General features: G+C 62.8%; 10 protein-coding genes. 5 read left to right on the plus strand and 5 right to left on the minus strand.

Going from position 1 to position 11,514, the window contains the following annotated elements:
• Positions 1-95: 95 nt before the first annotated feature.
• Positions 96-536: a hotdog fold domain-containing protein gene (locus tag AC07YV_RS28935; protein ID WP_102702839.1), complete on the minus strand. Its 441-nt coding sequence runs from the start codon at positions 534-536 to the stop codon at positions 96-98.
• A 165-nt stretch (positions 537-701) separates the two neighbouring features.
• Here AC07YV_RS28935 and AC07YV_RS28940 point away from each other — a divergent pair, with 165 nt between their 5' ends.
• The gene (locus tag AC07YV_RS28940; protein ID WP_102702840.1) at positions 702-1,322 is read left to right on the plus strand and encodes a TetR/AcrR family transcriptional regulator; all 621 of its coding nucleotides are present in this window, start codon (positions 702-704) and stop codon (positions 1,320-1,322) included.
• 295 nt (positions 1,323-1,617) lie between these two features.
• Here AC07YV_RS28940 and AC07YV_RS28945 read toward each other — a convergent pair whose 3' ends face one another.
• Both AC07YV_RS28945 and AC07YV_RS28950 read right to left on the minus strand, forming a co-directional pair.
• Entirely contained in the window at positions 1,618-2,748 is a 1,131-nt protein-coding gene (locus AC07YV_RS28945; RefSeq protein WP_494990390.1) for a DmpA family aminopeptidase, read from the minus strand.
• Positions 2,749-2,914: 166 nt separating this feature from the next.
• On the minus strand, positions 2,915-4,018 hold the full coding sequence (locus AC07YV_RS28950; protein WP_102702750.1) for an extracellular solute-binding protein: 1,104 nt from the start codon (positions 4,016-4,018) through the stop codon (positions 2,915-2,917).
• 110 nt (positions 4,019-4,128) lie between these two features.
• On the opposite strand from AC07YV_RS28950, the gene AC07YV_RS28955 reads away from it, so the two are divergent.
• Positions 4,129-4,902 carry a helix-turn-helix transcriptional regulator gene (locus AC07YV_RS28955; RefSeq protein ID WP_102702751.1) on the plus strand — a complete coding sequence of 258 codons (774 nt, stop codon included), beginning with the start codon at positions 4,129-4,131 and terminating at the stop codon, positions 4,900-4,902.
• A gap of 112 nt (positions 4,903-5,014) precedes the next feature.
• On the opposite strand, the gene AC07YV_RS28960 is transcribed toward AC07YV_RS28955, so the two are convergent.
• Positions 5,015-5,926: a LysR family transcriptional regulator gene (locus AC07YV_RS28960; RefSeq protein ID WP_102702752.1), complete on the minus strand. Its 912-nt coding sequence runs from the start codon at positions 5,924-5,926 to the stop codon at positions 5,015-5,017.
• A gap of 105 nt (positions 5,927-6,031) precedes the next feature.
• On the opposite strand from AC07YV_RS28960, the gene AC07YV_RS28965 reads away from it, so the two are divergent.
• From AC07YV_RS28965 to AC07YV_RS28975, 3 genes are all read left to right on the plus strand, one after another.
• Complete coding sequence (locus AC07YV_RS28965) at positions 6,032-7,759, plus strand: amidohydrolase (protein WP_102702753.1); 1,728 nt, start codon at positions 6,032-6,034, stop codon at positions 7,757-7,759.
• Positions 7,760-7,910: 151 nt separating this feature from the next.
• Positions 7,911-8,987, plus strand: coding sequence for a C45 family autoproteolytic acyltransferase/hydrolase (locus AC07YV_RS28970; protein WP_102702754.1), 1,077 nt, complete (start codon positions 7,911-7,913; stop codon positions 8,985-8,987).
• A gap of 37 nt (positions 8,988-9,024) precedes the next feature.
• Positions 9,025-10,368, plus strand: a complete 1,344-nt coding sequence (locus AC07YV_RS28975) for an MFS transporter (protein ID WP_102702755.1) — start codon at positions 9,025-9,027, stop codon at positions 10,366-10,368.
• A gap of 84 nt (positions 10,369-10,452) precedes the next feature.
• On the opposite strand, the gene AC07YV_RS28980 is transcribed toward AC07YV_RS28975, so the two are convergent.
• The gene (locus tag AC07YV_RS28980) at positions 10,453-11,394 is read right to left on the minus strand and encodes a class I SAM-dependent methyltransferase (protein ID WP_102702756.1); all 942 of its coding nucleotides are present in this window, start codon (positions 11,392-11,394) and stop codon (positions 10,453-10,455) included.
• Between the last annotated feature and the right edge of the window lie 120 nt (positions 11,395-11,514).

Below are 11,514 nucleotides of genomic sequence, written 5' to 3' on the forward strand. Positions count from 1 at the left end.
CTGCTCGCGAAGACGGCGTCACATCCAACATCAATGCTGCCTGACCCACCGCTTTCGCGAGCAGGCTCGCTCCCACATTTAACTGCGGTCAGCGTTTAGGCCAGCTTCACATTCATGGTAATCCGCGCCGTGAACACCTTCTTGCCCTCGGCATCGTGAATGTCCACCGGCACGATCTTGTCGCCTTCGGTGGTCCAGTCCACTGCATCCCCTTCGGCTACCGCCGTCACATCGCTCTTTGCCTTGGCCAGGTATTCGACGGTCATGCCCTTGGGAATCCAGCGCGCGCCGGCAGGAATGGACACGTCGGTCATCATCCCGGCGGCCAGCTCGGCGGCGTTGCACATCGCTATCGCATGCACCGTCCCCAAATGATTGGTGATCTCCCGGGCAAACGGCACCTGCACGGTGGCCGAGCCTTTGCGCAAATCCTGGACCAGCGGGTTGATGGTGGAGAAGTAGGGCGCCACCTGGCAGGCCAATTTGCTGAACGCTTCCGGCCCTGCGCTGTTGAACATGCTGAGGAACTGACTCATTTTTTTGCCTCTTGAGGATGACGGTTTGCAGAACAATCTTCCGCAACAGAATAATGTTCTGTTACGGAACAGTATTCTGCTGAAAGGAAATCTGTCAACCTAGCGGCACTTGTTCGCTGGCAACCGCCAGCCTCCACCCATGACTTTTGCGGACTGTTTTTCAGCATGGATACCGCCGATCTGCTCGAACGCTGCTACCCCGGACGACGCGCCGAACTCAAGCGCGACATCTTCAGGAAGGCCCTGTGCCTGTTCAACGAACAGGGGATCGAGGCCACCACCATCGAAATGATCCGCGCCGAATGCGATACCAGTGTCGGCGCCATCTATCACCACTTCGGCAACAAGGAAGGCCTGGTGGCGGCGCTGTTTTTTACCGCCCTGGATGACCAGGCCCGTTTGCGCGACAGCTACCTGGCGGATGCACAAACCACGCAGGCGGGGGTGCACGCGCTGGTGCACAGCTATGTGGATTGGGTCGATAGCCAGCCGGAGTGGGCGCGGTTCCAGTACCACGCGCGATTTGCCGTCACCAAGGGGCCGTTCAAGGATGAACTCGCCACCCGCAACAAGGCGCGCAACAAGCAGTTGCTGGAGTGGCTGGGGGCACAGGGCCATGAGCTGGGGAGTTTTCCGGCGGAGCTGATACTGTCGCTGATCATCGGCCAGGCAGACAGTTATTGCCGCGCGTGGCTGTCGGGCCGGGTCAAGGGCAGTCCGAGGGCGTACCGGGACATGCTGGCGCAGGCGGCGTGGCGGTCGTTGTGCGCCCCCGAAACACAATGACTTTTCCCTGTGGGAGCGAGCCTGCTCGCGAAGACGGCGTCACATCCAACATCAATGCTGCCTGACCCACCGCTTTCGCGAGCAGGCTCGCTCCCACAGTGATTTGTGTCGGTTTTCAGAGGCAAAAAAAGAGCCTCAAAGCTCTTTGATGGGGAGGAAGTAGAGCCCTTGAGGCTCAAGATGCGCATGAAGCAGGCGGTGAGCTTGGTAGGGGTTCAGATCACTCACCACCTACGCAGCGGCTTGCCAGGCAAGCGACTGCGTAAGTTCATCCTAAAAAGACCGAGTGTTTCACTCAAGTACCACTAGTCGCATCCCCCGGCCAGCCGGCGCGGCGCAACGCCTCGAGCAGGGTTTCGGCATCCAGCCCCGGCACCCCATGCCCGTTGCCTTCGGCCGTTTCGGCGGCGAGCAGGGCATTGATGATGGCTTCTTCCACGGCTTCGGTGGCGGCCAGGAACAGCTCGCTGATGTGGTCGTTGTTGACCATGCTCAGGTTGTTTGTGGTCGGCGCTTTCTTGCTCTCGTAGGCCGCCGGTGGCACGTGATCGTTACCGGTGGCGAAAGCGATGAAGATGTCGCCGCTGTGGTCTTCATTGCCGCCGCCGGTGCGGGCCAGGCCGAGGCTGGCCCGTTGGGCCAGGCGCGTGCACTGGTGCGGCAGCAACGGCGCATCGGTGGCCAGGCAGACCACGATCGAACCCATGCCCGGATGGGGCAGCGAGGCCTTGAGGAACGGCGAATCGACCTGTTCCATATAGCGCCCGACCGGATACCCGTCGACGCGCAGTTCGTTGCGGATGCCATGGTTGGCCTGGACAATCGCCCCCACTGTCCAGCCGCCCTGGGCGCTGTTCAAACGTCGCGACGCGGTACCGATGCCGCCCTTGAATTCGTGGCAGATCATGCCGCTGCCGCCGCCGACATTGCCTTCGGCCACCGGGCCACCCGCCGCCGAGCGCACGGCTTGGGCTACGTGTTCGGGCTTCACGTGAAAGCCGTTGATGTCGTTGAGCAAGCCGTCGAAGGTTTCCAGCACCACCGGCATGTTCCAGTAGAGGCGTCCGTCATCGGCTTGCTGCTCGCGGTCGACCACGATCAGCGCATCGCGCACCACGCCCAGGCTGTGGGTGTTGGTGAAGGCGATGGGGCTGGTCAGCAAGCCCGCTTCGCGAATCCACTCCAGCCCCGTGGCATCGCCGTTGCCGTTGAGTACATGCACGCCGGCAAAGCACGGTTGCTGACTGGTGGACCCGGCACGCGGCTCGATGACGGTGACGCCGGTGAGGATGTCGCGGCCGTTGGCCGTGCGTCCTCGTACGTCACAGTGGCCGATCCGCACGCCGGGGACGTCGGTGATGGCATTGAGCGGACCGGGTTGCAGTTGGCCGAATTGGATGTTCAAGTCGCGGGCGCGTGGTTTCATGGGTTTTCTCATCTTCGATTCGTGGCAGAAAAAATATTTGTTGGGCACCACGGACACTGTGGGAGCGAGCTTGCTCGCGATGGGGTCGTTACATTCAACATCTATGGCAACTGATCCACCGCTATCGCGAGCAAGCTCGCTCCCACAGGGGTATGCGGTGTCCTTGCTATTGACCGTTCTTGACCTTGCTCCAGATTCGCGTGCGCACGCGCTCGGTCGCCGGCGGCAGGGGCTGGAGGGTGAACAGGGTGGCCATGGCTTCGGCTGACGGGTAGACAGCCGGGTTGTTGCGGGTCGCTTCGGCCACCAGCGTGGTCGCGCTGCGGTTGCCGTTGGGGTAGTTGAGGTGGTCGCTGACCGGGGCGATGACTTCAGGGCGCATCAGGTATTCGATGAAGGCCATCCCCTGTTCCGGGTGCGGGGCGTCCTTGAGCAGTACCAGGGTGTCGAACCACACCGGCGCGCCTTCCTTGGGCAGGCTGTAGGCGATCTTCACGCCGTTGCCGGCCTGCTCGGCGGTGGTCTTGGCTTCGAGCATGGCGCCGGACCAGCCGACCGCCACGCAGATGTTGCCGTTGGACAGGTCGCTGATGAACTTCGACGAGTTGAAGTAGGCAATGTGCGGCCGCAGCTTGAGCAGCAGCGCTTCGGCCTTCTTGTAGTCTTCGGGGTTGGTGCTGTTGGGCGGCAGGCCGAGGTAGTGCAGGGCGACCGGCAGCATCTCCGACGGCGAGTCGAGCATGGCCACGCCGCACTCGCCGAGCTTGGCCAGGTTCTCCTCCTTGAACACCAGGTCCCAGGAGTCCACCGGCGCCTTGTCGCCCAGTACCGCGCGCACTTTGTCGATGTTGTAGCCGATGCCGTTGGTGCCCCAAAGATACGGCACGGCGTACTGGTTGCCCGGATCGTTACTGGCCAGTTTCGCCAGCAGATCGGTGTCCATGTTCTTGAAGTCCGGCATCTGCGCCCGGGGCAATGGGGCGAGGGCACCGGCCTTGATCAGGGTCGGCAGGCTGAAGTTACTGGCCACCACCACGTCGTAGCCGCTGCGGCTGGTGAGCAATTTGCCTTCGAGCACTTCGGCGCTGTCGAAGGTGTCGTAGACCGGCGCGATCCCGGTGTCACGCTTGAAGTCCTGCAGGGTCGTGGGGCCGATGTAGTCGTACCAGTTGTACACGTGCACGGTCGGGGCTTCGACGGCTTGCGCCGACAACGACACCGCCAGACAGGCGCCAAACCCCAGATTGAAATACAAGCGGTGACGACTCATGATGCGGCACTCCTGGCCTGTTGCGGCCGGTGGTAATCAGGAGTTTGCAGCGTATCGACCGGGGTGGCCTTCACCCATTCCCATCATGGGTTACTCAAAAGGGGTAGTGCGTGGACGCGTTGTTGAAAGAGTTGCCGGTGCACCAGGGGCTGGCGCGGGTCTTCACGACGGTGGGGCGGGACGGTTTCTGGCGGGCGCTGGTCGATACCCTGCGGCTGCTGGTGCCGCTGGACAACGCGCTGGTGGCGCTGATGCGCCCGGGTCACGTGCCGCGCCTGCTGATTGATTTCGATGCCAAGGGCAACAGTGCCGAGCAGGAAGAACTGGCGGATTACCGTGCCGGCATGTACCTGCTCGATCCGTTCTATCAAGCCGTGTGCGCCGGCATCGCCGACGGCTTGCACAGCCTCGAATCGGTGGCCCCCGACCAGTTCCAGCACAGCGAGTACTACCTGAGCTACTTCAGCACCGTGGTCGGTGGGGACGAGTTGCAGTTCATGGTCAACCTCGACGGCGCCGTGCTCGGCCTGTCCCTCGGGCGTTCGACGCGCTTTGGCCTTGAGGATCAGGGGCGCCTGCTGTGCGTGCGTGACTGGGTGCTGTCAGCGATGCGCCGCCACCTGGAGTTGCTGCCACCGGAAGGGCCGGTCGCCGAACCGCCGGCGGGTGACCTGGCGACCTTGCTCGATCGCTTCGACGCACGCCTGACCGTGCGGGAAATCGAAACCGCGCGCCTGATTCTCCAGGGCTTCTCCAGCAAGGCCATCGCCCAGCAAATGGGCATCTCCCCGGAGACGGTGAAAGTGCACCGGCGCAACCTCTATCACAAGCTCAACGTGAACGGGCATGGCGAGTTGTTTGCGCTGGTGTTGCAGCCGCGTTAATCCGGATTGAGTGGTTGACCAAGGCGTCGCCTTCGCGAACAGGCTCGCTCCCACAGTTGAACTGCATTCCATTGTGGGAGCGAGCCTGCTCGCGTAGGGCGCTATGCGGTCTTCAGCCCTGCTGTTGCTGCCAATGCGCCTTGAGGTATTCGATGAACACTTTCACCTTGCGCGTGTTGCGCCGGTGGGCCAGGTACAGCACGTAGATCCACGGCCCGAACGCGCCGGGTTCACGCCAGTACTGCGGCATCAAGTCGACCAGTTCGCCACGCGCCAGATAGGGCGCGGCACTCCACTGCGGAATGAACTGCAAGCCCTGTCCATCGAGCAGGCAGGCCAGCAGAAAGTCGTAGTTGTCGCTGGCCACCCGTGGCGTCGGTTGTGTCAGCCGAATCCGTTGCTCGCCTTGCTTGACCCACCAGAAATGCCGGTTGAGCAGCGGGTGGCGGAAGATCAGCCAGTCGTGCTGCTGATAGTTCTCCAGTGAAACATCCTCGCCCTTGCGCGCCAGGTAAGCCGGGCTGGCGCAGAGCAACACCTGGTTTTCCACCAGCGGCTGCGCGATCACGCCAGGCAGGTCGATGGGGCCGTCGCGCAGGGCCAGGTCGTAGCCGCCGTCCACCGGGTCTTCGAAGTTATCGCTCAGGTCCACTTCCAGTTTGACCTGCGGGTACGCGGTCAAAAAGCGACAGCACACCTGGTTCAGAAAAGCCGGCGCGAACGAGGGCGGGGCGGTGATCCGCAGGTCGCCGCGCAGTTCATGCTGCAACTGCTCCACGTCCTCGGTGGCCAGTTGCAGTTGCATCAGCGCCTGGCGTGCACCTTCCAGGTAGATGCGACCGGCTTCGGTCAGCGCCATGCGCCGGGTGGTGCGGTCGAACAGGCGCGTGCCGAGCTCTTCCTCCAGTTGAGCCACGGCCTTGGTCAAAGCCGATGGGGTCTTGCCGAGCAGGTCGGCGGCGCGGCTGAAATTACCCTGTTCGGCGGTGGCGACGAACATGGTCAGGGCACTCATTTTATCCATTTATCTATTCCTGATAGGCACAGAAGTTGTGCGGGAGCAGGCATTCAGTTCTCGATTCGGCTTGGATAGTCTTGGCTACAGCCCAACAAAAATAAAGAGCCGCCCATGAAACAGATTCTGACCCTGGCCGCGTCACTTGTCCTGGCCTGTTCCTCGATGGAAAGTATGGCCGCTGTCGATCTCATCCTGCACAACGCCAGGGTGTACACCGCCGAACCCGGCCAGCCCTTGCAGCAGGCCATCGCGGTGGAGAACGGCAAGGTTTCGGCGGTGGGTTCCGATGCCCAGGTGCTGCGGCTCAAACAGCCGGGCACGCGCATCGTCGACCTGGGCGGCAAGGTGCTGATGCCAGGGTTTATCGACTCGCACTCGCACACGGTGAAGGGCGGCCTGCAATTGCGTCAGGCCAATCTGGACGGTGAGTTGCTGGCGCTCGACGAGCTGGAAAAACGCCTGCGTCAGTGGCGCGAAGACGGCAAGGCCAAACGCGGTGACATCCTCAGCGTCGGCGGCTTGCCATCGACCTACTGGAGCCAGGTCGAGGCGCTTGAGCAGCGCTTCAATCAGGGCGAATGGGCAGACACGCCGATTCTCTTTCTGGGCTGGGACCTGCACACGGGGTGGGCCAACCGGGCCATGCTTCAACGTGCCGGTGTGGACGCCGCGCGGGTCAAGGCGTTGAAGGACGAAGAGCAGGCCACGATCGGGCATCACGACGATGGACGGCCCAATGGCTTCCTGGTCGACGCCGGACTGTACCTGGTGCAGGCCCTGCTGCCAGCGCCGACCACCGAGGAATTGATGGCGGGCGCGCGAGCAGCACTCGACTATTACAAAAGCCTGGGCATCACCGGTTGGATGGACCCCATCGCCAATGAAATTCCCGGTGGCGATGTGAACAATCAATCGCTGGGGGTGTTGCCGATCTACAAGGCGCTGGCCGAACGCGGCGAGTTGACTGCGCATGTGGCCGCATTGCTGATGGCCGCTTCGAAAGCCACACCGGCCGATCTCGATGAACTGGACAAGGTCCGCCAGCAGTTTATCGGCGTGCCCAACCTGACCCTGCCGGGCATCAAGATTTTTGCCGACGGCGTGGCGGAAGTTCCGGCGCAAAGCGCCGCCATGCTGGAGCCCTACAAGGACTCGAAAAAATCCGGCGAATTGCTGATCGACCCGGCGCACTTCGGCGAGCTGGTCAGCGCTGCCGACGCCCGTGGTTGGCTGGTGCATATCCACGCGATTGGCGACCGCGCGGTGCGTGAATCGCTCAACGGCATCGAACAGGCGCGCAAGGATCGGCAAAGCGGGATTCCCCACTCCATCACGCACCTGCAAATGGTCAACCCCAAGGAATTCGCCCGCTTCAAAACCCTCAACGTGATTGCCTCGATGCAGCTGTATTGGGCCATGGCCGATGAGTCGAGCATGGACCTGGTCAAGCCCTATGTCAGCGCCATGGCCTTCATGTATTCGTACCCGGCCCGCTCGCTGCTCAAGCACGGCGCGACCATTGCCGGCGCCAGCGACTGGCCGATCACCACGCCGGATCCGTGGAAGGCGATCTACCAGGCGGTCAGCCGCACCGGCCCCAAAGGTGTGCTCAACGCCGCCGAAGACATCGACCGCCAGACCATGTTCCAGGCTTACACCCTCAACGCCGCCCGCACCCTGCGCCTTGAAGAACAGATCGGTTCGCTCAAGCCGGGCAAACAGGCCGACATGATCGTCCTCGACCGTGATGTCTTCACCGTCAAGCCCGAGGTCCTGCGCGATACCCGGGTGCTGCAGACCTGGTTCGCCGGCCGCGAGATTTTTGCCCTTAAACCCTGAACCCGATCCACCAGAACACACAAACCCTGTGGGAGCGAGCTTGCTCGCGAAAGCGGTGTGTCAGGCAATACAGATGTCGACTGACACACCGCCTTCGCGAGCAAACCCGCTCCCACAGGTTGAATACCCACGCAAAAAAGGAACACCGCTCGTGAAACTGCATTGCTTCGTCACCGACACCCACAACCCACAGATCCGAGGCCAGCAAATCGGCGAAACCTGGGCGGCGCAAATCGGCAAGACGGTGGCGCTCTATCTCGACTTTTTCAATCAGGTGGGCGTGGCGCCCGAGCAGGTGCGCGCCCTGGGCGAAGCCAGCCTGCAAGCACTCACCGACTGGAGCCCGAGCCTGGCCCAGGAACTGCATGCCACGGCCGAAGGCGCCGGGATTCCCCTGTGGCAACTGGCGAGCCTGAACGCCCGCACGGAAATCCTCGCGGTGATGCCGGCCTCTCTCGAGGGCGAATGCTCGACAGCGGTCTTCGCGCCGGCGGGGGCCGATGCGCCCAGGACCCTCCAGACCTGGGACTGGCACGACTCGCTGGTGCCCCACGGCATGCTGCTGCAACTGACAAACCCTTCCGGCATGACCGTCAAGCTGTTCACCGAGTTCGGCATGCTGGGCAAGATCGGCGTGAACAGCGCCGGCCTCGGGCTGCACTTCAACATCCTCCACCACGCCAGCGACAACGCGGTAGCCGGCGTGCCGGTGCACGCCATTGCCCGACGGATCCTGGAGGAGGCGACCAGCGTTGAAGAGGCCATTGCCCTGGCGCGGTCGGCGCGGGTCAGTGCGTCGACCGTCCTGACCGTGTTCTCGAACCGTGATACGGCGCCACGGGCGGCGAGCATTGAAATGTCCGCCGCCGGCATCGCTGTGGTCCTGCCCGGCGAAGACGGCTGGATCACCCACACCAATCACTTCCTTGACCCGGTGCTGAGCCTTGGCGAGCGAACGCCGGATGCATCGACCACCTACGCACGCCTGGCCCATGTCAACGCGGCGCGGGTCGGCATGATCCATGGCGACTTGAATCGCCGGGCAGCGGCCATGTGTGGTGACGCCGGCGACGAGGCGCCGATCTGTTTCCATCCGGACCTGAGCCTGCCGGCCACCGAGCGCTGGGAAACCCTGCTGACCATCGGCATCGACAGCGAAAACGCGGTCCTCGAATACGCCGCCGGCAACCCGATGCTGCTGGCCCGCGACGGCTTTCAGCGCTTCTGAAACGACGTCCTCCATAACAACAAAAAGAGCACTCGATATGGCTAGTTACGGTCATTCCCCGGCGGGTTCGCAGTCCGCCCTCAGAACCTTCTTCGTCTCTGGCATGGGCACCGCGCTGGAGTTCTATGACTTTGTCATCTACGGCACGGCGGCGGCGCTGGTGTTTCCCAAGGTGTTCTTCCCGCAGATGGACCCGCTGACCGCCACGCTGTTTGCCTTCGGCGCCTTTGGTGCGGGCTTTTTTGCCCGGCCGTTGGGTGGCATGGTGTTCGGGCACTACGGCGACAGGATCGGCCGCCAGAAAATGCTGGTGATCACCCTGTTGCTGATGGGCTTGAGCACCTTGCTGATCGGCTGCCTGCCGGGCTATTCGTCAATCGGCCTGGCCGCACCGGCACTGCTGGTGTTGTTGCGCTTGATACAAGGCTTCGCCGCCGGTGGTGAGTGGGGCGGGGCGGCGCTGTTCGGCATCGAGTCGGCGCCGCCCGGTCGACGAGGGTTGTGGGGCAGTTTCACCAGCATGGGGATCGGCATCGGCGGCATCCTCGGCGCGGCCGTGTTCGGCATTGTCAGTGTCGCCTCCAACGACAATCTCGCCGATTTCGCCTGGCGCATTCCATTCTGGCTGGGCGGCGTGCTGGTGTTGATCGGACTCTATGCGCGGCTGCAAAAAACAGTTGAACAGCGCGTCGAACACAAGACGCCGGTGCGTATGCCACTGATCGCGGCACTGCGGGCGCGGCCGAAAGAAATGCTGCTGTGCACCGGGATCGCGTTTGGCTACGTGACCATTGCCTACATCGGCAGCACGTTCTTTTTGTCGTACGCCACGCAGATCGGTTACGGCAGCACCGATGCACTGATCTTCGATTTTTCGTTGTCGGTGGCCATCGTGGTGACCGCGCCGCTGTTTGCCCTGCTGTCCGACCGGATCGGCCGCCGCAAGGTCATGATCCTCGGTGCAGTCATCATGGCCGTCGGGTTCTTTGCTTTCTTCCCGTTGGTCGGCATGAAAAGCCTGCTGGTATCGACCCTGGCCTACATCGCGGTTGGCGCGTTCATGGGAGCGACACAGGGGCCGATTCCGGCCTTTCTCGCAGAGCAGTTCCCCCGGGAGATGCGCTATTCGGGGATGTCCGCCGCCTACCAGATCGGCGCGGCACTTGGCGGCGGTACGGCGTCGAGCGTGGCCACGGCGATCCTGATTGCCACCCATCACAATGCGGTGGGTGTAGCCGTGTACGGATCGGTGGCGCTGGCGATTGTCGCGGTCTGCTCGTTCTTCTTGAGGGAAACCGCGCACTTGAGCATGGCGCAGATTGATGAGGTGGCGGGAGAGGGAAGGCATCCGTCGGTGGCTGGTTTAGCAACACGCCCTTAGAATCAAAAGATCGCAGCCTGCGGCAGCGCCTACAGGGTTTTGTATTTCCTGTAGGCGCTGCCGCAGGCTGCGATCTTTTGCTTTTCAATTGCCGAGCTTGAACACCAACGCCTTCAGCCCACACTCGACATCCGCATCCGGAAACTCCGGCGGATTCTCCAGCCGCTGCTCGAACCGCAGCCCCGGCGCCTCACGGGTCACGCCATCGATCAGGAAGTCCGCCCCAAACGCCGGATCATTCATGCAGGCCAACACCGTGCCTTCAGGGTTGAGCAATTCCGGAAGGCGACGCAGTACCCGCTGGTAATCCTTGGTCAGCAAAAAGCTGCCTTTCTGGAACGACGGTGGGTCGATGATCACCAGGTCGTACGGGCCTTTGCCGATTACCTTGCCCCAGGACTTGAACAGGTCGTGGCCGAGAAACGTGACCTTGCCCAGGTCGTGGCCGTTGAGCCGGTGGTTGTCGCGGCCACGGCTCAGGGCCGGGCTCGACATGTCGAGGTTGACCACGTGGCTCGCGCCGCCTTCGATGGCCGCCACCGAGAAGCCGCAGGTGTAGGCGAACAGGTTCAGCACCCGCTTGCCCTGTGCATGGGCGCGGACCCAGTCGCGGCCGTAGCGCATGTCGAGGAACAGCCCGGTGTTCTGCTTGCGGCCCAGGTCGACCCGGTATTTCAGGCCACCCTCGGTGATGGTCATTTCTTCGATGACTTCGCCCAGCAGCCATTCGGTGGTGCTTTGCAGCAGGTAGCGATGTTGCAGCAACAGCGTATGGGCGCCGGATTTTGCCCACTGTTCAGACTGGGTGATCGCCATCAGCCGCTGCTTCAGGTCTTCCAGTTGCCCGGCCTCCGGCTCCTTGAACAACGCCACCAGCACCACGCCCTGCAACCAGTCCACGGTCACTTGCTCCAACCCCGGCCAGCAGCGGCCACGGCCGTGGAACAGGCGACGGGTTTCGGCAGGGGCGGCCGCGAGGGCAGTCAGCAGGTGCTGGTCGAGGGTGGCGAGGGCTTCAGGGTTCATCGGGTCGGGTCGGTCATTTGTGGGGGGCGGCATTTAAGCATAATTGCGCAAACCCTGTGGGAGCGGGCTTGCTCGCGAAAGCGGTGTGTCAGGCAATACAGATGTCGACTGACACACCGC

The sequence above is a fragment of the Pseudomonas sp. GW456-E7 genome, from assembly GCF_059424105.1.

Coding starts and splice junctions, on each gene's coding strand:
- AC07YV_RS28975 (WP_102702755.1), top strand. CDS start 9,025: ATGGCTAGTTACGGTCATTCCCCGGCGGGTTCGCAGTCCGCCCTCAGA.
- AC07YV_RS28940 (WP_102702840.1), top strand. CDS start 702: ATGGATACCGCCGATCTGCTCGAACGCTGCTACCCCGGACGACGCGCC.
- AC07YV_RS28945 (WP_494990390.1), bottom strand. CDS start 2,748: ATGAAACCACGCGCCCGCGACTTGAACATCCAATTCGGCCAACTGCAA.
- AC07YV_RS28960 (WP_102702752.1), bottom strand. CDS start 5,926: ATGGATAAAATGAGTGCCCTGACCATGTTCGTCGCCACCGCCGAACAG.
- AC07YV_RS28950 (WP_102702750.1), bottom strand. CDS start 4,018: ATGAGTCGTCACCGCTTGTATTTCAATCTGGGGTTTGGCGCCTGTCTG.
- AC07YV_RS28935 (WP_102702839.1), bottom strand. CDS start 536: ATGAGTCAGTTCCTCAGCATGTTCAACAGCGCAGGGCCGGAAGCGTTC.
- AC07YV_RS28965 (WP_102702753.1), top strand. CDS start 6,032: ATGAAACAGATTCTGACCCTGGCCGCGTCACTTGTCCTGGCCTGTTCC.
- AC07YV_RS28980 (WP_102702756.1), bottom strand. CDS start 11,394: ATGAACCCTGAAGCCCTCGCCACCCTCGACCAGCACCTGCTGACTGCC.